The sequence below is a fragment of the Parerythrobacter jejuensis genome, from assembly GCF_039536765.1.
GTDB lineage: Bacteria > Pseudomonadota > Alphaproteobacteria > Sphingomonadales > Sphingomonadaceae > Parerythrobacter > Parerythrobacter jejuensis.
Window position 1 is genome coordinate 2,295,280 of the sequence record NZ_BAAAZF010000001.1, and the last position, 21,656, is coordinate 2,316,935.

General features: G+C 60.8%; 15 protein-coding genes and 1 tRNA gene. 8 read left to right on the forward strand and 8 right to left on the reverse strand.

Features of this window, described 5'->3' with window-relative positions; genetic code table 11:
- Window positions 1-17 precede the first annotated feature (17 nt).
- Window positions 18-869, forward strand: coding sequence for an N-carbamoylputrescine amidase (aguB, locus tag ABD653_RS11280; RefSeq protein ID WP_160778772.1), 852 nt, complete (start codon window positions 18-20; stop codon window positions 867-869).
- Window positions 866-1,354: a 2-amino-4-hydroxy-6-hydroxymethyldihydropteridine diphosphokinase gene (gene folK, locus ABD653_RS11285; protein WP_325065423.1), complete on the forward strand. Its 489-nt coding sequence runs from the start codon at window positions 866-868 to the stop codon at window positions 1,352-1,354. The genes aguB and folK overlap by 4 nt, the downstream gene beginning before the upstream one ends.
- 38 nt (window positions 1,355-1,392) lie before the next feature.
- On the opposite strand, the gene ABD653_RS11290 is transcribed toward folK, so the two are convergent.
- The gene (locus ABD653_RS11290; protein WP_160778773.1) at window positions 1,393-1,923 is read right to left on the reverse strand and encodes a PEP-CTERM sorting domain-containing protein; all 531 of its coding nucleotides are present in this window, start codon (window positions 1,921-1,923) and stop codon (window positions 1,393-1,395) included.
- Window positions 1,924-2,146: 223 nt separating this feature from the next.
- Here ABD653_RS11290 and ABD653_RS11295 point away from each other — a divergent pair, with 223 nt between their 5' ends.
- From ABD653_RS11295 to yaaA, 3 genes are all read left to right on the forward strand, one after another.
- Window positions 2,147-3,700, forward strand: coding sequence for a tetratricopeptide repeat protein (locus ABD653_RS11295; protein WP_160778774.1), 1,554 nt, complete (start codon window positions 2,147-2,149; stop codon window positions 3,698-3,700).
- 106 nt (window positions 3,701-3,806) lie between these two features.
- Window positions 3,807-3,882: transfer RNA gene (locus ABD653_RS11300), tRNA-Lys, on the forward strand.
- 139 nt (window positions 3,883-4,021) lie between these two features.
- The gene (gene yaaA / locus ABD653_RS11305) at window positions 4,022-4,807 is read left to right on the forward strand and encodes a peroxide stress protein YaaA (protein WP_160778775.1); all 786 of its coding nucleotides are present in this window, start codon (window positions 4,022-4,024) and stop codon (window positions 4,805-4,807) included.
- A gap of 27 nt (window positions 4,808-4,834) precedes the next feature.
- Here the strand turns inward: yaaA and ABD653_RS11310 are convergent, their stop codons facing one another.
- Window positions 4,835-6,223, reverse strand: coding sequence for a DcaP family trimeric outer membrane transporter (locus ABD653_RS11310; protein WP_234032143.1), 1,389 nt, complete (start codon window positions 6,221-6,223; stop codon window positions 4,835-4,837).
- A 144-nt stretch (window positions 6,224-6,367) separates the two neighbouring features.
- Here ABD653_RS11310 and acs point away from each other — a divergent pair, with 144 nt between their 5' ends.
- Window positions 6,368-8,293, forward strand: a complete 1,926-nt coding sequence (gene acs / locus ABD653_RS11315; RefSeq protein WP_160778776.1) for an acetate--CoA ligase — start codon at window positions 6,368-6,370, stop codon at window positions 8,291-8,293.
- Between the two features lie 4 nt (window positions 8,294-8,297).
- Window positions 8,298-8,951 carry a LuxR C-terminal-related transcriptional regulator gene (locus tag ABD653_RS11320; RefSeq protein WP_160778777.1) on the forward strand — a complete coding sequence of 218 codons (654 nt, stop codon included), beginning with the start codon at window positions 8,298-8,300 and terminating at the stop codon, window positions 8,949-8,951.
- Here ABD653_RS11320 and ABD653_RS11325 read toward each other — a convergent pair.
- The 5 genes from ABD653_RS11325 to ABD653_RS11345 form a co-directional block, all read right to left on the reverse strand.
- The gene (locus tag ABD653_RS11325) at window positions 8,903-12,259 is read right to left on the reverse strand and encodes a hybrid sensor histidine kinase/response regulator (protein ID WP_160778778.1); all 3,357 of its coding nucleotides are present in this window, start codon (window positions 12,257-12,259) and stop codon (window positions 8,903-8,905) included. The two genes, ABD653_RS11320 and ABD653_RS11325, sit on opposite strands and share 49 nt — an antisense overlap.
- Window positions 12,260-12,379: 120 nt before the next feature.
- The gene (locus tag ABD653_RS11330; protein ID WP_160778779.1) at window positions 12,380-14,155 is read right to left on the reverse strand and encodes a sodium:solute symporter family protein; all 1,776 of its coding nucleotides are present in this window, start codon (window positions 14,153-14,155) and stop codon (window positions 12,380-12,382) included.
- 10 nt (window positions 14,156-14,165) lie between these two features.
- Window positions 14,166-14,456, reverse strand: coding sequence for a DUF4212 domain-containing protein (locus ABD653_RS11335; protein WP_160778780.1), 291 nt, complete (start codon window positions 14,454-14,456; stop codon window positions 14,166-14,168).
- Window positions 14,457-14,545: 89 nt separating this feature from the next.
- Window positions 14,546-15,223, reverse strand: coding sequence for an exonuclease domain-containing protein (locus ABD653_RS11340; protein WP_160778781.1), 678 nt, complete (start codon window positions 15,221-15,223; stop codon window positions 14,546-14,548).
- A 1-nt stretch (window position 15,224) separates the two neighbouring features.
- Window positions 15,225-17,087, reverse strand: a complete 1,863-nt coding sequence (locus tag ABD653_RS11345) for a DUF294 nucleotidyltransferase-like domain-containing protein (protein ID WP_160778782.1) — start codon at window positions 17,085-17,087, stop codon at window positions 15,225-15,227.
- A gap of 144 nt (window positions 17,088-17,231) precedes the next feature.
- On the opposite strand from ABD653_RS11345, the gene ABD653_RS11350 reads away from it, so the two are divergent.
- Complete coding sequence (locus ABD653_RS11350) at window positions 17,232-20,441, forward strand: amidohydrolase family protein (RefSeq protein ID WP_160778783.1); 3,210 nt, start codon at window positions 17,232-17,234, stop codon at window positions 20,439-20,441.
- Here the strand turns inward: ABD653_RS11350 and ABD653_RS11355 are convergent.
- On the reverse strand, window positions 20,438-21,646 hold the full coding sequence (locus tag ABD653_RS11355; RefSeq protein ID WP_344705447.1) for an acyl-CoA dehydrogenase family protein: 1,209 nt from the start codon (window positions 21,644-21,646) through the stop codon (window positions 20,438-20,440). The genes ABD653_RS11350 and ABD653_RS11355 overlap by 4 nt on opposite strands.
- Between the last annotated feature and the right edge of the window lie 10 nt (window positions 21,647-21,656).

Below are 21,656 nucleotides of genomic sequence, written 5' to 3' on the forward strand. Positions count from 1 at the left end.
GCGCGTGAGAGACTATCATGCGTGAAATCACTGTCGCCGCCCTCCAGCTGCCGCTCGCCCGGCCAGGCGAGCAGGACAATATCGAGGCGGTAGCCGAGCTGGTCGAGCAGGCCGCTGCGCGAGGCGCCGAGATCGTGTTGCCACCCGAACTGTTTTCGGGCGCCTATTTCTGCCAGCAGGAAGACGAGGCGCTGTTCGCACTCGCCCGCCCGACGCTGGAACATCCTTCCGTCGTCGCCATGCGCAAGCTGGCGGCCAAGCTGCGCGTTGCCATACCAACCAGCTTTTTCGAGCGTGACGGGCATCACTATTACAACACGCTCGCGATGATCGGCCCTGACGGCGAAGTGCAGGGGACCTATCGCAAGAGCCACATTCCCGACGGACCTGGCTACGAAGAAAAATTCTATTTTCGCCCGGGCAATGGCGGGTTCAAAGTGTGGGATTTTGCCGGCACCCGGATCGGCGTCGGCATTTGCTGGGACCAATGGTATCCTGAATGCGCGCGCGTCATGGCCTTAATGGGCGCCGAATTGCTGTTCTACCCCACGGCCATCGGCTCCGAACCTTACGATAGCGATCTCGACACGAGCGCGATGTGGCAACGCGCGATGCAGGGGCACAGCGTTTCCAATTGCATGCCGGTAATCGCGGCCAACCGGATCGGTACCGAGGGTGAGCAAACTTTCTACGGCCACAGCTTCGTGACCAATGAGTGGGGCGAGAAGGTGGTCGAATTTGGTGCCGATGACGAGGGCATCCTGGTGGCGACACTGGACCTCGATCAGGCTGCCACCCACCGGGCGGGCATGGGTTTCTTCCGTGATCGCCGTCCGCAGCTCTATGGCCGTCTCTGCGAGGATATCTGAGCAGCACCTATCTTGTCGCGCTCGGCTCCAACCGGCGTCATCATCGCTACGGCCCGCCTGCCAATGTGGTGCGCGCGGCGATGGAGGAATTGGCCGTGCTCGGTACCGTCACCGCAAGATCCGCGATCAGGGCAACACCGCCGATGGGGCCTTCGCGCCGTTGGTTCGCCAACGCGGCCGTAGTCATCGAAAGCCAGCTCGATCCCGAAGCGATGTTGGCAGGGCTCCAGCATGTCGAACACGAGTTTGGTCGGCGGAAATGGCGGCGCTGGGGAGACCGGGTGCTGGATCTCGATCTTATCCTTTGGAGCGGGGGTAGCTTCGCCTCGAAGGCCCTCATTATCCCCCACGCAGGACTGCCGGGCCGGGATTTTGTACTGCGTCCAGCGCGTGAGATCGCTGGTGGGTGGAAAGATCCGGCTTCCGGCCTGTCGCTCGCCCATCTTGCCGCACGCCTGACAAAGAAAAAGGGCCAGCCTCGTTAGAAGCCGGCCCGATAGTTTTCCGTGTCTGGCTGTCGCGATCAGGCGGCAGCAAGCTTTGCAGTAGCCATGCGGCTGCGACGACGGCGGAAGCCGAGCGCCGCCAAGGCAAGCCCGAACAGTCCCAGCATGCCCGGAGCGGGTACTTCGGTCGCAGTATAGCCGCCGATATGCTTGATATAATCGCCGCCCTTGATCGGGTCGCCCCACCATGCCCAGAGATTGAACCGCGAACCCTGGCCGATCAGTTTTTGCGGGTGCGTCGTGTTAATGTTCTTGGGATTGTCGGTGTAGGTCTTGCCGCGAATGGTGCGGGTGCCGTCGAGCGAAGTCAGTACAGCTGTGAAACGCGGATTGGCGCCGCCAGTAAATTTGGCAAAGTCGGGGCTGGTCATCACCGTATCGATGTTCTTGCCCTTCCACGTGGCAGTCGACTTGTCGGTGTCGATCGTCAGCAGATCGCCATTGGTCATGTCATATTCGAAAATCGTCGCATTTGCTGGTGCGGCCATAGCCAGCGTACCCAGTGCAACTGCTGTGGCAGCTTTGGTTTTCAGATTTTTGATCATCATTGTCCCCATCACAATTCGGTTTCGACCCCGGTTCAACCCAGTAACGGCCCGCAAGCCGCGAATAGTTAAGCAAGGGAAGCATGGAGCGTGCCAGCAAGGGGCAAGGTGAGGATCTGCGGGCCCTTCACTGGTTAACGGCTTTGTGAGAGCGCGCGCATTTGTAAGAATTTCCGACGGTTTTCTGGCCAACCGCTTGTTAAACATCCCGCGCTAGGATCGCTGCATGTCCGAGCCTTCCGCACATCGTTCTTTCCGCCTGCCATTAACCCTCGCGCTGGGATTGGCGCTGGTGGCCTGTGACAATGGCCCCGCCGATCCGATGGCAGCGGCGCAGCAGGCGCTCGCTGCAAGCGAGCCTCGCGCTGCGCTGCTCCATCTGGCGCAAATGAGCGAGAAAGATGCCGCCTATGTGCCTTCGCGCCTGCTGGCCGGAGAAGTGGCGCTGATGCTGGGCAATCCGGACCGCGCAATAACCGAGCTCAAGAAAATTCCCCCGGCCGCCCCGGAATTTGTAGTGGCGCGATCCTGGCTGGCAGAAGCCTACTTGGCGGGCGGCAACACAAACATGGCCCGCAAAACCCTGGCCGACATTCCGCTGGAGGCGGAACGCGCTTTCGCAGTTTCTGCCGGGGTGGCGCTGGCAACCGGAGATTTCGAAGCGGGCTTTGCTTTGCTCGATCAGGGGCTGACCGCTCATCCCGATGCACCACGCCTGATTGCCATGGATGCCGAACGCATCTGGACCAACGGCAAGCCGGAGGCCGCGCTTGCCCGCCTTGCCCCGGTCCTGTTGCAAAGCCCGGCTGTGCCGGAAGCACATATGCTGGCCGGCCAGATCAAACTCGCCGACAGGCAACCGGCCGAAGCTGCAATCCATTTCAACACCGTGCTGGACGTTCGCCCCGCGCAGCAAACCGCGATGCTGGCGCTTTCCGCGATTGCCCGCGATCGGGGTGATACGAAAGGCTCTGCGGCGTGGGTGGAGAAGGCAAATTCTGCCGGTCCGGCCCATCCGGTGGCGCTCTATTTCACCGCGCAAATGGCTTACGATGCCGGCGATATCGATCGCGCCAACAGCCTGATCGAAATGATGCCGGACGGGCTTTCGGGTATGCCCGAATTCCAGCGCTTGCAGGGCTTCGTGGCGTCTGCACGCGGGCAGCGCCAGTCGGCGATTACAGCCCTACAACGCTATTTCGCCCGCAGTGAGGGTGACCCTCTGGCGCGCCGGGTGCTGGCAGAAAACCTCGCTGCGAATGGCGAGCTCGCCAATGCGTGGGAGGTGATCGAACCCGTTATCGAACATCCGCAGGCCGACGGCGCCAGCCTCCTCCTCGCGCTTGATCTTGCGCAGGAAACCGGGCGCGGCGATCCTGCTGCGATCCGAGAGGTTATCGCCCGCCGCGACGGGTCGCAGAAGCTGGCCGCGCCTCTACGCAAGGCTGGCCTCGCCATTCGCGCCGGAGACTGGGGCAAAGCGGATGCCATCCTCGATCCGTTGAGCCGCGATGAAGCCATGACCGATCCGGTGCTCCTGAACAATTCGGCCGCGGTCAAAGCCAGGCTGGGCGGGTATGATGCGGCCGTGGCCCTGGCCCGGCGGGCGCTGGCACAGTCGCCCGAAAGCCCGGAGATTCTCGACACATTAGGGTGGGCATTGTGGCAATCGGGCGAGGATCCGGACGCAGCGCGCACGTTCCTCGACCGGGCGCGTCAGCTCGCCCCGCGCAATCGTGAAATTGCCGAACACTGGCAAATGGCCCACGCCGAACAATAGGCGGCGGCAGCGGCAAGCAGGATCTTCGCGCCGAATTGCCAAACTCCGCTTGACCCGCCTGCGCCCCCTGCCTAGGGGAGCCGTCCGTGCCACCAAGCACACAGGTGGGCCCTTAGCTCAGTTGGTAGAGCAACTGACTTTTAATCAGTAGGTCGCTGGTTCGAACCCAGCAGGGCTCACCACCTTTTTCTCCTTGATGCCGTCTTGCGCAGGTCTTCCCCCGCTGTTGTCGGGAACGGCTTGCCATTCGCCCCGTATATTGTTTTCAGGATACGGTGAGCGGTGAATTCCGGTGCCGGTGTGAAGAGGCAATGCCAAGTTATGATTACCTTGCTGTCGCCAGCCAAGAAGCTGAATTTCGATCCGGCTGAAACTGGGCTGGACCTCACCCGCCCCCGGCTTGACGTGCATACGCGAGAGCTTGCCGGTGTTGCGAAGAAACAATCGGCGGCAGACCTCAAACGGCTGATGGGCATTTCGGACAAGCTGGCAGAACTGAACGCAGACCGCTTCAAGAGCTTCGATCTCGACGGGCGCAGCAATTCGGCCAAGCCTGCCGGGCTGACTTTCGATGGCGATGTCTATTGGGGGCTCGAGGCCAAGAGCATGGACGAGGCTGCGCTCAGCTATGCCCAGGACCATTTGCGGATCCTGTCCGGCCTGTATGGGTTGCTGCGTCCGATGGACGTTATCCAGCCCTACCGGCTGGAGATGGGCACCAAGATGAAGAATGCCCGCGGCGGGTCACTGTATGATTTCTGGGGCAGTCATATTGGCGAGACCCTCGCCAGTGATATTTCGGAACATGCCGACCAAACCATCGTCAATCTTGCGTCCAACGAGTATTTCAAGGCGGTGGATACGCAGGTTTTGCCGGGCAAGGCCGTCACTGCCTCGTTTCTCAATGTGAAGGACGGAGAAGCGCGGCGACTGATGTATCACGTGAAGTTCGCCCGCGGCCTGATGGCGCGCTGGATCATGGACAACCAGGTCGACCGTGCCGACGGGCTGAAAGACTTCAATGCGGAAGCCTATGCATATGATGCCAAGGCGTCTTCCGACAGTGAGCTGGTGTTCACCCGCAAGCAACCGCCGTTGAAGAAGTAGCGCCCGGCGGCGGCGCAGCGGCTAAGCTTAGAACGAGTATTTGGTCGAGACCTGCACTTTTTGCAGATTGCCAGACCGTCCGTCTTCCAAAGAACGTTCGGCATACATGTATTCGAGGCCAATGCTGAGCGGCGTGACCGGCGTCCAGATGATGTTGGCGAGGGCATTCCAGCTTTCATCGGTCACAAGGTTGCCGGTCAACAATACCGGGTTGTCGGCCTTAAAATAGGATGCGCCGATGGTGGAGCGTAGATCGTCGCTCCAGAAGTGGCGATATGCGGCGAATCCGGAATAGGTGAAGATGGGGTCCAGCTTGCCGGTCGCATCAATCGCCGCATCGTTGACGATATTGAGACCGATATACCGGCCTAGCCCGTCACCTGCCGTGGCCATGAAACGCAAATCGTCGCGCGGCCCGACTTTGACCTTGCCGGAGAGGCTGAGTCCGTAGGCCAGTGCGCTGTCGCTGCCGGTACCGAAATCATCATCGGTGATCTTCAGGTTGCGCAGGATGCCGGCCGCACTGAGCGAGCCCCAATCGCCGGAGAAGTTGTAGCGTGCAACAAAGTCGGGAAGCGTATCATCACCTGCAAGGACCCGCGCGCCAGTGGGCGAGGTCACAGTGGTTTCCGGCTGTTCAACCGCCAGCTGCAACCCGCCTTTGGTATAACGGATCATGGGCTGGCGATCGAAGACCGTGCCGGGCGTGGTGCCGATGAAATCAAGGCTGTCGGGCAGGGCGCCAACATTCTGGAACGTTGACCAGGCCTGGCCGAACAGCCAGTTATCATAGGTAATGAAGGCCTGCCGCAAGCGCGGAGTATAACTGTTGGAAATCCGCTCGTCACCGCCAGGCGTGACCATGAAATCGAGCTCGATTTGCGAGTTGAGCTGGTGATCCGCCCCGACATCGGTCGACGTCTTGAGGATGAAACGGGATTGGCGCGCACTGAAATCCGTGTCCCAGCCTGACCCGTTGCCGCCGACCGGGATAGCACCGGGGATCAGGAAGTCGCGCACGATACTGCCACCGCCAATCTGGCCGCCACTGGTGCGCTGGGTTATCGCATCCAATTTGACATAACCGGCATAGGCAATGGTCGTGTTGCCGACGCGGAAGCCCTTGTCTTCCTGCTTCTTGGGTTCCGCAACTTGTGCGGCAAGCTCTGTCTGGCGTTCCTGCATGGCCCGCGTTTCGGCTAACGCCCGTTGGGTCTCGGCCAGTACGGCAGCCTGCTGGGTGGTTACGTCGCCCTGTCGTGCATCCATGCGTTCGACCAGCCCTTCTACCAAGGCCTCCAGCCGCGAGAGCCGGTCTTCCACGGTTGTTTCCTGGGCCAGAGCAGGTGAAGTCGCGAGACAAGTTGCAGCCAGCATGGTGGCCCGCAATGCTTGGCGTGTGATGCCGTGTGTCATGATAATCCCTCCCACAAGATATTCAGGGAAGAATGCCTGCGGATCGGGTCCGGACACAGCTAGCGAATGGTCTTACGACCTTTGTCTGAGAGCGCATCGCACAGCATTGCCGTTACGATGACCGGCAAAAGGGAGGACTCACATATGAGCGATTTCGTTGGCCGTCCGGCGCCGCAGACCGGCACCCATTGCAAGCCGAAGCAGTATGACGCGCTCTATCGCCAATCGGTTGAGGATCCTGATGGGTTCTGGCTCGAACAGGCCAGGCGGCTCGACTGGTACAAACAGCCCACCGTGGGTGGCTCATGGTCGTTCGATCCTGTCGATATCAAATGGTACACCGACGGTTCGCTAAACCTGTGCCACAACGCCGTGGACCGGCATCTGGCCGACCGCGCCGATCAGGTCGCGCTGATATTCGAACCTGATGATCCCGCATCTGCTGGCCGCAGTCTGACCTATAGCGAGCTGCATGGCGAAGTTATCGGGATGGCCAATGCCCTGAAGGCGATGGGTGTGGGTAAGGGCGATCGGGTTACGATCTATATGCCGATGGTCATCGAAGGTGTGTTGTCCATGCTGGCCTGCGCCAGGATCGGCGCGATCCATTCGGTTGTCTTTGGCGGCTTCTCCCCCGAAGCGCTGGCTGGCCGGATTACCGACTGCCAGAGCCGGTATGTCATCACTGCTGACACCGGATTGCGAGGTAGCAAGGTGGTGCCGTTGAAAGCCAATGTGGACGCTGCGCTCGCTCTCGATGGCGTGGACGTCGACGGTGTGTTGGTGGTGCGCCACACTGGCGCGGCGATCAATATGCTCGAAGGCCGCGATCACTGGTTCGATGACTTGAAATCGGATGTCGACTGTCCGTGCGAACCGATGGCGGCAGAGGATCCGTTGTTTATCCTGTACACATCGGGGTCTACCGGCCAGCCCAAGGGGGTGCTGCATACGACCGGCGGCTACGGGGTGTGGACGGCGACAACTTTCAATTATGTGTTCGATTATCAGCCGGGGGAAGTGTTCTGGTGCACGGCTGATATCGGCTGGGTCACCGGACATAGCTACATCGTCTACGGCCCGCTGATCAATGGCGCGACCGGAGTGGTATTCGAAGGCGTACCCAATTACCCCGATCACGGGCGGTTTTGGGATATCGTCGACAAGCACCAGGTCAACATTCTCTACACCGCACCAACCGCAATCAGGGCGTTGATGCGCGAAGGTGATGATTTTGTGACCAGCCGAGACCGTTCGAGCCTGCGGCTGCTGGGGTCGGTCGGTGAACCCATAAATCCGGAGGCCTGGCGTTGGTATTTTGAAGTCGTGGGCGACAAGCGTTGCCCGATTGTTGATACCTGGTGGCAGACCGAAACTGGCGGGGTGATGATCACAACTTTACCCTCGGCCCACGACATGAAGCCGGGCAGCGCGGGCAAACCCTTTTTCGGGATCCAGCCGCAGTTGGTCGACAATGAAGGTGCGGTTCTTGACGGGGCCATCGAAGGCAATTTGTGCATCACGCATAGCTGGCCGGGCCAGGCGCGGAGCGTCTATGGCGATCACGACCGGTTCGACCAGACCTATTTCAGCACCTATCGCGGCAAGTACTTTACCGGGGACGGATGTCGCCGTGATGGGGATCAGTATTACTGGATCACGGGCCGGGTCGATGATGTGATCAACGTGTCCGGCCACCGGATGGGTACGGCAGAAGTCGAAAGCGCGCTGGTCTTGCATGACAAGGTCGCCGAATCTGCGGTTGTCGGCTACCCGCACGATATCAAGGGGCAAGGCATCTATTGCTATGTCACTCTCAATGCGGGGGAGGAGCACTCGGAACAGCTTTTCGCCGAATTGCGGGCCCATGTGCGCAAGGAGATCGGACCGATTGCCTCGCCCGATCATATCCAGTTCACCGATGGTCTACCCAAGACGCGTTCCGGCAAAATCATGCGGCGCATCCTGAGGAAGATTGCGGAGAATGATTATGGTGCGCTGGGAGATACCTCGACCCTTGCCGATCCATCCCTGGTTGATCGGTTGATCGAAGGAAGGCAGAACCGCTGACATCATGACACAGCGCATCATCATCGCCGACGATCATCCGCTGTTCCGCACGGCGCTCAGCCATGCGGTGGGCAAGGTCTGGCCTGATGCAACTGTGATCGAGGCAAGCTCTGCCGCCGCGGCGCGGACCGAGGTCGAAATGGGCGCCGAGGCGCTGTTGCTCGATTTGCATATGGACGATTCGCAGGGTCTCTCGGCGCTGATGGATTTCCGACAAGATTTCCCGGCGCTGCCGGTGGTGATCGTGTCTGCAAGCGAGGAACAGCGGATTTACACCGCCGCGCAGCAGCTAGGGGCGGCAGCGTTCATTCCGAAATCTGCCAGCCTCGATGCCATGCGCGATGCGCTGGCCGCAGTGCGTGCAGGCGATAGCTGGTTTCCCGAACCCCTTGCCGAGGTTGATGACGACCTGGCCCGGATCGCCAGCCTTACGCCTGCGCAAAGACGGATATTGGGTCAACTCCAGTCCGGCCTGCTGAACAAACAGATCGCCTATGAACTGGATATCAGCGAGGCGACCGTAAAGGCACATATTACGGCCATTTTCCGCAAACTAGGCGTAGTCAGCCGCACTCAGGCGGTGTTGCTCGCGACCAAGCTGGATGCCGATCAACCGGCTGCCGACGCTGGTGCGTCCGGATCGCCAGCGCCCGCCTGATCGATACAATTGGCAATCAAGGCGCGCAGGGCTGCGGGCGAGGGCGGTTTGAGCAGACGGTTGGCGCCCATCCGCCTGGCTGCCTGCTCGGTTTCTTCCCCGGCTTCGGCCGTGAGCAGGATGGCGGGCGGACGAGCGCCCCAGCGTTGGCACAGGTCGAGGAAAACTCCGTCGCCGCGTTCCTCGTCATTCAGGCGGAAATCCATGATCGCCACATCGGGCACGTCCGGGCACACCGCGAAGGCTTCGGTTCCGGAATGGGCACAACTGACCGCGAGACCCCATTTCTCCAGCAGGGCCGTGGTCGCACTCAGCACTGCCGGGTCGTTGTCGACCACCAGAACACGGGCGCCGGCTAGCGTGGAATTGTTCGCTATCGTCTTGCGGACGATACGCCCGCCCCGGTGCAATACAGGCAGATAGACCGCAAATCCGGTGCCGCTGCCCTCAATGCTCGAAGTCTCGACGTGGATGTCGAGTAACCCGGTGACCCGGCGGACAATCGCCAGGCCCAGCCCCAAACCTTCACGATCGGTGGCTTGCCCGCGCTGGAATTCTTCAAACATGCGCTCGACATCGTCTTGCGGGATGCCGCGACCGGTATCGACTACGCACAGCCTGATATCCGCGCCGTGCCGCCGCACTCCCACCAGCACTCCGCCCTCATCGGTGTATCGGATCGCATTGCTGACGAGGTTGCGCAGTACACTGGCAAGCAGGGCGCGATCGGTCTTGATCCAGGCACTGGTATGTACGCGCCTGAGACGTAGACCCTTGGCTTCGGCCTGTACGGCGAATTCGCGCACCACCTCATCGAAGATTGCATCAAGGGCGACAGGCTCCAGCTTCGGCTTGATTCCGCCGCCATCCAGTTTGGATATATCGAGCAGGGCCCGGATAAGCCGGTCGGCTGAGGCGATCGACCCGTCGAGATCCTTGACCAGCCGCAAGAGCTGCTCGTGGTCACGGACTTCCTCGCCCAATGCCGATGCGAACAAACGTGCGGCGTTGAGCGGCTGGATCAAATCGTGACTGGCCGCAGCCAGGAAATGGGTCTTGGACCGGGTGGCTTTTTCCAGTGCCTGATTGGCCTCGCTCAGTTGGGTCGTCCGCTCGGCAACTTTCTCCTCCAGCGCCTGTTCTGCACGGCGGTCGGCCGTCACATCGGTGTAGGAGGTGACATAGCCTCCCCCGGGCGCCGGGTTGCCAATGATCCGCATGATCCGCCCGTCATGCTGCTCACGCTCCATCTTGTGCTCGCGCCCGGCCCGCATATGCTCCAGCCTACGCTCAACATGGGCATTGATCTCCGCGTCCTGCAGCCCGCCCTGGCGCAGATTGTGACAGATCAGGTCCGCTATGGGTGTACCCACGGCGACCAGTGCTTCGGGCAGGTCAAACAGTTCCTGATAGCGCGTATTCCACGCCACCAGGTTCATATCGGCATCGACCAATGCGACCCCCTGGTCGATATTCTCGATCGCGATCTGCAACAGCTCTCCGCTGAAGGTCAGGCGGCGATTGGTCTCGCCGAACATTGCCATTACCTCGGGCAAGGGCACCGGTTCGCCATCGGCCCAGGATGATACGATCATCCGCGATGAGGATGCCCCGACTACGCCGGAGATTGTCCGTTCGGCCATGGCGACCATCGCCTCATCGGCGGTATCGCTATCGCGATAGGGGCCGGGCATCGCGGCAAGGGCAGCATCCGCCCGGGATTTGCCTATGAACTGGCGCAGCAAAAGCCGGATGTCGGCCACCCGCTTGCGGGTGACAACCGCGGAAGGATCGCCGGGAACCGGGGCGCCGACAAAGCTCGCCGCCTGCGCGGCATCGACGATGTTGGGCCGGGCCAGCGAAGAACCGATCCAATAGGCGGCAATATTTGCCATCAGGCTGAGCAGCACTCCCGAAACCAGTGGATCAGGATGTATGGAAACAAGAGGCTCAGTATCGAGCGCGGCCGGCAGGATCAGCAGGGTAAGCCACAGGATGAAGCCTACCGAAAGCCCGGCGATCATGCCGATGCGGTTGCCCGCCCGGCTGAGCATGCCCAGCGCCAGCCCTGGTGCGAACTGGGCAGCTGCCGCAAAAGCGAGCGTGCCCAAGCCGGCCAGATTGCCGATTGCGCCGAAGCCGAGATAGAACACGTAGGCAGAGAACAGCAGGGCCCCGATCACCAGCCGGCGGATCGTCAGCAGGCTTTGTGCCAACTGTCCGCGCTCGCCGTGCCCGCTCAAGGCTTGGCGCAACAGCAGCGGAGCAATCAGGTCATTAGTGATCATGGTCGACAAGGCGACACTGGCGACCACGATCATCCCGGCCGCAGCTGAAAAGCCGCCGATAAAGACCAGCAGTGTCAGGGCATCTTGCCCTGCTGCAAGGGGCAGGGCGAGCACGATCGTGTCCGGATCCGTACCGGTGGGCAGGAAAGTCAGGCCCGCGAGCACAATCGGCACGATAATGATCGATGTCAGCAGCAAATATGCCGGAAAGACCCAGCGCATCGCCGCATCAGGCCGGTCGGTCTGGGCCTCGACAAAGCTCATATGAAACTGGCGCGGGAGACACAGTGCGGCACAGCCGGCAATCAGGGTCAGGACCGCAAACCGGGCATCGAATTGCGTCGGCGAAAACACGGCCGGAATTGCTGGCGACCCTTCGAAAAGCAGCAAACTGATTGCCAATGCGGCTACTGCAATCAGTGCAACCAGCTTGACCACGGCTTCGACCGCTATTGTAAGGACCAGGCCAGCATTGTCGCCGGCTTGATCGGCCCGGCGTGAGCCAAACAGGATGGCGAATAGCGCCATCAAACCAGCCGTCAGGAGGACAATTTCGTCCAGCGCAACGGTGGCCGCAAGTTCAGGGTTCAGGGTCAACAATGCGTTGCCGACCGACTGCAATTGCAGTGCCATGTAAGGCAGCGAACCTACCGTCGCGATAATCGTGACGAGCGCAGCGACCGTCGCACTCTTGCCGTAACGCGCCGACAGGAAATCGGCGATTGAGGTGGAATGCTGGCTCTTGGCCTGAGCCAGGATTCTCCGGACCAAGCCGTAACCCAGAGTGAAGACCAGAATGGGGCCAAGATAGATCGGCAGGAAATCGAGGCCAGCCGTCGCCGCGGTGCCGACCCCGCCAAAGAAAGTCCAACTGGTGCAATAGACTGCCAGCGAGAGGCCATAAATCCAACTGGCATGACGCTGCAGTTTCTTGCCGCCTTTGCGGTCGCGCCAGGCGGCGAGCCAGAACAGACCCGCAAGATAGAGGGTGGCGGCTGCGATGGCGGCCCCGAATATCATCTGTTCCTCCCTCTGCCGGTCAAAAAGCTAACCGATCCGGCCCAACTTGCAAGCCAAAGGGGCGGCACCTTGCGGCACCGCCCCTCCTTGGTCCGGGGAGGTCCCCCTGGATGGGCCCGCTTAGTGCGCGTGGGCATCCCCGGCACCGCGCGGGACCCGGATCGAGTCCACCAGTTTGCGGATTTCCAGCGGGGTCTTCGCGGTCACACTCGCGACTGCGATAGCGATGCCGAAGTTGATCAGCATGCCGATCACTCCGATGCCTTCCGGCGAGATGCCAAACAGCCAGTTCTCCGCCACGTTCAGATCCGGCGCCATCAACTTGAAGTAGACAATGTAGCTGAATGTGAACACCAGCCCGCTGATCATGCCGGCTATGGCGCCTTCCTTGTTCATCGATTTGAAGAAGATGCCCATGAAGATCGCCGGGAACAGGCTGGATGCTGCCAGACCAAAAGCAAAGGCCACCACCTGCGCCACCCATCCGGGAGGATAGATGCCGAGATAGCCTGCCACCACAATGGCCGCTGTCGCCGCCGCCCGCGCCGCGAGCAATTCGCTCTTGGCCGAAATGTTGGGGGCGAAAGTGCTTTTGAGCAGATCGTGGCTGACCGAGCTGGAGATCACCAGCAATAGCCCCGCCGCCGTTGAGAGCGCCGCGGCCAGGCCACCTGCTGCCATGAGAGCAACGACCCAGCCCGGAAGATTGGCAATCTCGGGATTGGCCAGAACCATGATGTCACGGTCGACATAGACTTCGTTTGCAGTATCGGGGTTCGGCGCATTGGCGACGATCCGTTCACCCGAAGGGCCTGTCTCACCGGTAAACTCCGGCTTGCCTTCGAACGCATTGCCAGCGCGATATTGCATCACACCGTCTTCGTTCTTGTCCTGCCAGGCGATCAGATCGGCACCTTCCCAGTTCTTGAACCAGCTGTCTGCCTCGGCATACTCGGTTTCGTTGGTCTGGTTGATGAAGTTGTACATGCCGAATGCACCGATTGCCGGAGCAGTCGTGTACAGCAGGGCAATGAACACCAGAGCCCAGCCAGCCGATTTGCGCGCATCCGATGCCTTGGGCACCGTGAAGAAGCGCACAATCACGTGCGGCAGTCCGGCCGTACCGACCATCAGCGCCATGGTGATGCAGAACATGTCGATCGTACTTTTGGTGCCAGCGGTATACTGGTTGAAGCCAAGTTCGACGAGCAGATTGTCCAGCTTTTGCAAGACGTAAGTGCCCGATCCATCATTGAGCTGCGACCCCAAGCCCAGTTGCGGCAAAGGATTGTCGGTGAGCATGAAACTGATGAAGAATGCCGGCACCATATAGGCTGTGATCAGCACGCAATACTGCGCGACCTGGGTGTAGGTGATGCCCTTCATCCCGCCGAGTACGGCATAGATGAAGACGATACCCATACCGATAATCACACCCATCGTGATATCGACCTGCAGGAACTGCGAGAACACAATGCCCACGCCCCGCATCTGGCCGGCGATATAGGTGAAGCTGATGAAGATCAGGCAGATCACCGCAACCACCCGCGCGGTCTTGGAATAGTATCTTGTGCCGATGAAATCGGGCACAGTGAACTGGCCAAATTTGCGCAAATAGGGCGCAAGAAGCAGTGCCAGCATCACGAAGCCGCCGGTCCAACCCATCAGATAGACCGACGCATCATAGCCCATGAAGGCGATAAGGCCGGCCATGGATAAGAAGCTTGCAGCGCTCATCCAGTCGGCTGCGGTTGCCATGCCATTGACGACCGGGTTGACCCCGCCGCCAGCTACATAAAACTCTTTGGTCGAACCGGCCCGGCTCCAGATGGCAATGCCGATATAAAGCGCGAAGCTGGCCCCGACGAAGAGATAGATCAGTGTTTGCGTTTCCATGATCGCCCCCTCAATCGTCGAGATCGAATTTGCGTTCGATCTTCTTCATCCTGATTACGTAAACGAAGATCAGCGCGATAAAGATGTAGATCGAACCCTGCTGGGCGAACCAGAAGCCGAGCGGGTATCCGCCGATACTGAATTGGTCCAGCCAGTCGCGGAACAGGATCCCTGCGCCGAACGAGCAAATGAACCAAATGCTCATCAGCGTTACGAGAAGACGGATGTTTTCCCGCCAATACGCGCCTTCAGCGGCGTTGGTCTCCGTTTCCGGGACTTCGTCATTTGAATTGTCGGCCATGAGCCTCCCCTCCGTGTCTGTGGCCGCATTTCGGGGCCATCATGCAAAGGCTAGGGAACGCGCTGTCGGCTGTAGAGCGCGACATTAGTCTAATGGTGGATCGCAAGGTCTTCCAGCTCGCCGGTGGACGTATCCGCCGGCATGCAGCTGAGCTGGGCCAGAAACAGCTCGGCAGCCGCGAGGGCGTCCTCCAGTGCGTCGTGCATCGCATAAGGGGGCAAATTGTAGCGCGCGCGGCATCGATGGAGGCGATACGGTTCGGCGCCGGGCAATTGGGGGCGGAGCTTGCGCTCGAGCGCGAGTGTGCAGATGGTGCGGACGGGCACGGCTTGGCCAAGAACAGCGCGTGTGGCGCGCTTTATCACCCCAGCCTCGATAGAAGCCCCATGAGCGACAATAACGCGTCCGGCAATGGTCGGCAGCAGCTCTTCCAAGACTGCCTCGAGTGGCGCTCCCTCGCGGGCGCGCTGTTCTCCGATTCCGTGAATCGTCACCGCGACATCGTCCCGTATCTGGGTGCTGCGGATGTCGCGCGATTGCGCGTCCGCCAGCGGGATCGCCGCCGCGGTGAAATGCACCCAGCCAGCCTGGAGAATGTGGGCGCTGGCACCCAATCCGTCGAGCTCGAAGTCAAGGGCGAGGAAATCAACCTGTGAGACGGGATCTTTCCGGTCTGGCCAGGTCGATCCGGCATAGCGTTGCAGGATTGGTAATCCGGCCTGTTCCAGGTTGGCGACCGCACGCCGGAAGCGCCAGCCGGCAAACATCTCAGGCGATGCCCCCGGCAAAATTCCTGCGCAGCGAATCGAGGGCGCGGCGGATCACGGCAAAGGCATCCTTCAGATATTCGCGCTCCAGCGGCGAGAGTTTCTCGGGCTCGATCGCATTATCCGGCTCGCTGCCCGCCCGGATCTGGTCAGACTGGTGGGCGATCCGCAGATCATTGGCGAACAGGAATGCATCCTCCAGGCTTTGGGCATCCTCGGACGCCATCTTGCCTGCCTTGGCCAGCGAAGCGAGTCGTTCCAGTGTGCCAACCGCTTCGATTCCGTGGGCCAGCGCCTGGGTCCGCGCGATGTCGATGATCGGCATGATGGCCTGGGCCTTGGCGTTAAACACCCTGTGCCCATCGGCAGATTTTTCGAGCACCAGATTGCGAAAAATACCAAGTGGAATCTTGCTGCGCAGCGCATCGCGGGCAAGGAAGCTGACAAAGATAGGATTTTCCGCGGCCCGAGCGACGACATCACGATGCAGGTCCCGAACCAGGCTATCGGGCCCGTGGACGCAGCGCATGTCAAAAAAGATCGTAGCGCGCAGGATTCCGTCTTCGCTTGGATTGGTGATCCAATGTTCGTAGCGGGCCCGCCATTCGCTAAGCGATAGTCGCTGTTCGGCGTTCTTGGCCATGATCCCGCCCTTGCAATAGACGAAGCCGGCAGCATCGAGCAGGTCGGAAATACGGCCGCCGAGCGTTTCGAAATAGGCCCGACCAGCAGCGTCCACACTGTCATGGATTACCAAGCCATTGTCCTGATCCGAACCGACCAGCTGTTCTTCGCGCGCGAGCGAGCCGAACACCACTAGCGCATAGGGAACTGGGGGCGGGCCGAGCTCCTTCTCGGCCAGTTCGGCAGCACGCCGATGCGCGGCTTCGCCAAGCGCTGATGTAAATCGCATGGCGTGCCTGGCATCGAAGCCGTTGGCGACCATCTTGGCGAAGGCATCCGGAATCTGGCTTGTCGCGGCGACCAGAGCAGCAGGATCCTGGGCCTTGCCAATAGCGAGGCCGATATCGATCGCATTGCTACCGAGAAAGGCGAGGATATCGCTGGCGCTCAAGATGGCGACCAATTCCCCGGCCTGGCCGGTCAGGGGGATATGACGAAATGCGCCGGACGCCATCATGGCCATGGCCTGCGCAATGCTGGCATGGCTGGGCAGGGTGCGTGGATGGTCTGTCATCACTTCGGATACGGGCCGGTCCAACGCGAATTCCGCAGCCACCACCCTGTTGCGCAGGTCCTTGTCGGTAAAGATACCGACAAGGTCACCTCCGTTGCAGATGGCCAAGGTGCTGACATTGCGATCGTGCATCAGGCGCACCGCATCGCGGATCGAAGAATCCGGTCGGCACGCAACAGGTTCGCCGCGCCGCACCAACTGGTCGAGAGCCGTGACGTCCAACTCACGTGCTCGTTCGCTGCGGTTTTGCTCCAGCGCGTGGCGGATCCGGCTGGTCTCGTCATCATCAAAGAACGCGCGGAATGTCTCGTCTGCCGTCCGCAGCCGGTGAAAATCATCCGCCGGAATAGCATAGAGCAGTGTGTCTTCGATCGCGACTGTCGTATTGCGAACCTCGCCGCCGCGCAGGAGGGAGGGATAGGCGAAGCATGATCCTGCACCCAAGCGTGCGGTCAGGTCATCACCGGCCAGACGCAGCTCGACCGAACCGGATCGGACAATGAAAAGTTTTTCATTGTGCTCTCCGGCCGTGGTCACCGCATCCTGCGCACGGGCATAGCTGACCTCGATGCGGCGCGAGAGCATTGCAACCTGGTCGTCAGGCAATGTGTGGAAAGGCGGCGTAAGCCGCAGGAACTGGACAATTTCGCCGATCTCGCTGGCCATTGTCCCAATGTACACGGCGCAGTCGCGAGGGGAAGTACGACCTTGGTTTGGTGTATCCGAGCCCCTGCCCGTCCACAGATTTGCAATGTTGCGCCGCCTGCCTAGAACGCGTGGCATAGATATTTGAAGAGAGGACCTCCCCAGATGAAATCCCTGCGCGCCCTGCTGCTGTCCAGCGCCCTTGTTCTGACCCCTGCTGCTGCGCTTGCGCAAGATGGTGATGATGGCGGGAAAGATGAAAAGTGGGATGTGAACGCGCCCAAGGGGGCCACCATCAAGCAGGTTCCGATCCAGACCGACGAAGGAACCTGGATGGATGTCGACGTATCGCCGGATGGCCGCCGCGTGGCGTTCTCGATGCTGGGCGATATTTACACCATGCCGATCAGCGGCGGCACGCCGACACGGATCGCCGAGGGGCTGGCATGGGAAGTGCAGCCGCGCTTCTCCCCCGATGGCAGCCGCATTGCCTTCACTTCGGATCGGGCCGGGGGCGACAATATCTGGCTGATGGATGCGGACGGGTCGGACAAGACGCAGCTGACCAAGGAAAGCTTCCGCCTGCTTAACCAGCCGACCTGGTCGCCCGACGGCGAATTCATTGCGGCCAAGAAGCATTTCACCACTGGCCGTTCGCTCGGCACGGGCGAGGTCTGGCTCTATCACGTGACCGGTGGCAGCGGGGTCAAGCTGGTCAAACGCCCCAACGAAACCCATCAGAAGGAACTGGGTGAGCCGATCTACGCGCCCGATGGAGAGGCGATCTATTTCACCCGCAACGACACGTCCGGCCCGATCTTCGAATACGCCCAAGATTCCAATGCCGGGATCTTCCGGATCGAGAAATATGACCTGACCACGGGCGAGCGCACTACGGCGGTAGATGGCTTTGGCGGGGCAGTGCGCCCAACCCCTTCGCCAGACGGCAGCGCGCTGGCTTTCGTCCGCCGCGACAAGGCTGATTCCCAGCTGTGGGTGAAGGATCTCGCCAGCGGATCGGAGAGCATGCTCTATGGTGATCTTGATCTCGATGTGCAGGAGACCTGGGCGGTTACCGGGGTCTATCCGAATATGGACTGGACGCCTGACAGCCGCTCGATTGTGTTCTGGGCGGGCGGGAAGCTGCGCCGGATCAACAAGGATGGCTCGGGTTCGGCGGTCATTCCGTTCACCATCGATGATACACGCGGCGTCGCCGACGCGCCGCATCCGGTGATCGATGTCGCCCCGGCTTCCTTCACCACCAGCATTCCGAAATTCGCCACGCTTTCGCCTGATGGTCGCCGCGTCGTGTTCGAAACGCTGGGCAAGCTCTATGTCAAAGGAACCGGTGGCGGGTCCGCACGGAGGCTGACATCCAGCCCCGGCACCACGCAGGAGCTCTGGCCGGCATTCAGCCGCGATGGGCGCAGCATGGCTTTTGTCCGATGGACCGATGATGACCTTGGCGAGATCGTGGTGGGCGATGCCAATGGCGGCAACCTGCGCACGATCACTAGCCAGCCAGGCCACTATGCCGTGCCGCAATTCTCTCCCGACGGCCGCACCATCGTGTTCGAGAAACGCAGTGGCGGTTTTCTGACCGCGCCGGAATATTCCGACAATGCCGGTGTATACAGTATCCCGGCCAGCGGGGGCACGCCGACCATGATTGCACGTGGCATGGCATCGCCGCAGTTTGGCGCTGATGGTGACCGGCTGTTCATGAGCGATTTCGCAGGCGGCAAGTTGCAGCTGGTTTCAACCGATCTGAATGGCGAGGCCAAGCGGGTTCATGCCCAAGGTGACCTGGCCAACGAATTCAGCGTCTCGCCCAATGGCAAGCTGATTGCCTTCCGCCAGAATTACGAAGTGTTTGCGATGCCGCTGATGCCGGGCGGGCAGGCCGTCAATGTCAGCGAGAAGGGCGGACCTCTGCCCGTGACCAAGGTTAGCACCGGGGGGGCTGATTATATCGGCTGGTCGGGCAATGGCGGCACCCTGGCATGGTCGATGGGGCCGGAAATGTTTCGCGTCTCGACCGCCGACCTGTTTGGCAATGCGCCCGGATCGGACACGTCGTTCTCTTCGCCGGAAAGCGGTATCTCGCTGGCCATGACCCAGCGTGCTGCCAAGCCAAGCGGGACAGTTGCGATAACCGGCGCGCGTATCCTGACCATGACTGGCGAGGGCGCGGGCGCGATCGACAATGGTACGATCGTGATCGAGGGCGACCGGATTGTTGCCGTTGGCGCTGATGTGGCTGTTCCGGCCGGGGCGACCATGATTGATGCATCGGGCAAGACGATCATGCCGGGCCTGGTGGATGCCCATGCCCACGGGCCGCAAGGTGTTGGTGACTTGATCCCGGAACAGAACTGGGTCCTGGTCCAGCAGCTCGCCATGGGCACAACGACCATGCATGATCCCTCGTCGCGTGCGAGCATGATTTTCGCCGCATCGGAACGCCAGCGTGCCGGGATGCTGCTGGCACCGCGGATATTCTCGACAGGAGAGATCATTTACGGGGCCAAGGCACCCAGCGTCTATGCCCGGATCGACAGCTATGACGATGCGCTGGCGCATGTCCGCCGGATCAAGAAACAAGGCGGCATTTCGGTCAAGAATTACAACCAGCCCCGGCGTGAGCAGCGCCAGATGGTGGCGCGGGCGGCTGCGGCTGAAGACATGCTGGTTGTCGCCGAAGGCGGGTCGCTGTTCGGGATGGACATGAACCTGGTCGCAGATGGCAACTCTACCGTGGAGCACAACGTCCCGGGCGAGGTCTTCTACGAAGACGTGCTGCAATTCTTCAGCCAGTCGGGCAGCAATTATACGCCGACGCTAACGGTGACGTATGGCGGGCTTGCCGGTGATCCGTATTGGCGCCAGGCCACTGACGTGTTTGACAATCCGCTGCTCGTCCACACGCCGCCCAAACGGCTGCTGGCGGCCACGGCACGGCGGACCAAGGCACCCGATTGGGCGTTTGTGGATGACGATGCTTCGCGCGAAGCCAAGAAGTTGGCCGATCGCGGGGTCAAAGTCAGTATCGGGGCGCATGGTCAGCAGGCGGGCATTGCCGCCCATTGGGAGCTGTGGAGCTTCGTCCGTGGCGGGATGAGCGCGGTGGAGGCACTGCGCGCAGGCACCATCGCTCCGGCACAGTCGCTTGGCATGGACAAGGATATCGGCAGCCTTGAAGTCGGCAAGCTGGCCGACTTGATCGTGCTCGATGCCGACCCTAGCGTGGACATTCGCAATTCCGACAAGATCGACAGCGTCATGCTGGGGGGCCGGATGTACGATGCAACCACGATGAACGAAGTTGCCACCGGCACATCCAAGCGGAAAGCCTATTTCTGGGAGAATTAGTCCCGGGTCGGTTTGCCCAGCAGCGTGTCAGCAATGATACGCTGCTGGATTTCGCTGCTACCTTCGAAAATCTTGGTCAGTCGCGCATCGCGCCAATGGCGTTCGACCGCGTGCAGGGTAGTGTAGCCCGCTCCGCCAAGAATCTGCAGCGCTTCGCTGGTGACCCGCTCGGCCATTTCGGCGGCATAAAACTTCACCATCGCGGCTTCCTTGGCGCAATTGTGGCCATTGTCGATCTGGTGGCAGACGAAATACATCAGCTGGCGGGCCGCTTCCACTTCGGTCGCCATGCTGGCGATCTTGAAACGAATGGCCTGGAAGTCGGAAATCGGACGGTCAAACTGCTCGCGTTGCTTGGCGTGCGCAATCGCGTCCTCCAACGCGCCGCGAGCGAGCCCGATCGAGCGGGCAGCGGTGTGGGCACGGGCACCCTCCAGGCCAGAGACCACCGCTTTGAAAGCACCGCCAGTGGTGCCGTAATCATAAGCGGGCGTGCGCGCCTCATCGAAGGCCAGCTCATAGGTCTTCCAGCCATGATAACCGATTTTGGGGATTGAATGGCCGGACACACCTTGTGGAAACTCGCCGCGCGGCTTTTCGAACAGGATAGCGGTCAGCCCCGCCCATCGTGGCGCATCCGGATCAGCCGAAGTGCGGCAGATGACCTGCATGAAATCGGCCCGGTCGGCGAAAGTGCACCAGTATTTGCTGCCGGTGACGACCCATTCATCCTCGTCCCGCACAGCGCGGCAGCCGATGCTAGCCATGTCCGATCCGGCATTGGGTTCCGACATCGAGAAAGCACCGAGATATTTGCCCTGCGCCATCAATTTGATCTTCTCGAGCTTCTCCTCGTCGGTTCGGGCCGGGATCGACTTGTAGAACATGTTGCCCCGCGCGATGATGCTGCCCACGCTCATCCAGGCCCGGCTCAGCTCTTCGGCCACCAGGCAATATTCGAACATGCCAAGGCCCAGCCCGCCGAACCTTTCGGGGATGAGGATACCGAAGAAACCGAGCTCGCCCATCCGGTCGATCAGGTCTTGGGGGATGTCGCCCTTCTCCGGGTCGAGCCGGTTCGCTGCGGGCAGCACTTCTTTCATCGCGAAGTCGCGCGCCATCTCCTGCATCATCAGGCGCTCTTCGGTCATGTAGCCTTCGCTCGGGCGAATTTCGGGTTTGTCCATCATAGTGGCGCGCACCATGCCGATGCAG

Coding starts and splice junctions, on each gene's coding strand:
- ABD653_RS11335 (WP_160778780.1), bottom strand. CDS start 14,456: ATGGCCGACAATTCAAATGACGAAGTCCCGGAAACGGAGACCAACGCC.
- ABD653_RS11345 (WP_160778782.1), bottom strand. CDS start 17,087: ATGGCCAGCGAGATCGGCGAAATTGTCCAGTTCCTGCGGCTTACGCCG.
- ABD653_RS11325 (WP_160778778.1), bottom strand. CDS start 12,259: ATGATATTCGGGGCCGCCATCGCAGCCGCCACCCTCTATCTTGCGGGT.
- ABD653_RS11310 (WP_234032143.1), bottom strand. CDS start 6,223: ATGACACACGGCATCACACGCCAAGCATTGCGGGCCACCATGCTGGCT.
- ABD653_RS11330 (WP_160778779.1), bottom strand. CDS start 14,155: ATGGAAACGCAAACACTGATCTATCTCTTCGTCGGGGCCAGCTTCGCG.
- ABD653_RS11290 (WP_160778773.1), bottom strand. CDS start 1,923: ATGATGATCAAAAATCTGAAAACCAAAGCTGCCACAGCAGTTGCACTG.
- ABD653_RS11320 (WP_160778777.1), top strand. CDS start 8,298: ATGACACAGCGCATCATCATCGCCGACGATCATCCGCTGTTCCGCACG.
- acs (WP_160778776.1), top strand. CDS start 6,368: ATGAGCGATTTCGTTGGCCGTCCGGCGCCGCAGACCGGCACCCATTGC.
- aguB (WP_160778772.1), top strand. CDS start 18: ATGCGTGAAATCACTGTCGCCGCCCTCCAGCTGCCGCTCGCCCGGCCA.
- ABD653_RS11350 (WP_160778783.1), top strand. CDS start 17,232: ATGAAATCCCTGCGCGCCCTGCTGCTGTCCAGCGCCCTTGTTCTGACC.
- ABD653_RS11340 (WP_160778781.1), bottom strand. CDS start 15,223: ATGTTTGCCGGCTGGCGCTTCCGGCGTGCGGTCGCCAACCTGGAACAG.
- ABD653_RS11355 (WP_344705447.1), bottom strand. CDS start 21,646: ATGGTGCGCGCCACTATGATGGACAAACCCGAAATTCGCCCGAGCGAA.
- yaaA (WP_160778775.1), top strand. CDS start 4,022: ATGATTACCTTGCTGTCGCCAGCCAAGAAGCTGAATTTCGATCCGGCT.
- ABD653_RS11295 (WP_160778774.1), top strand. CDS start 2,147: ATGTCCGAGCCTTCCGCACATCGTTCTTTCCGCCTGCCATTAACCCTC.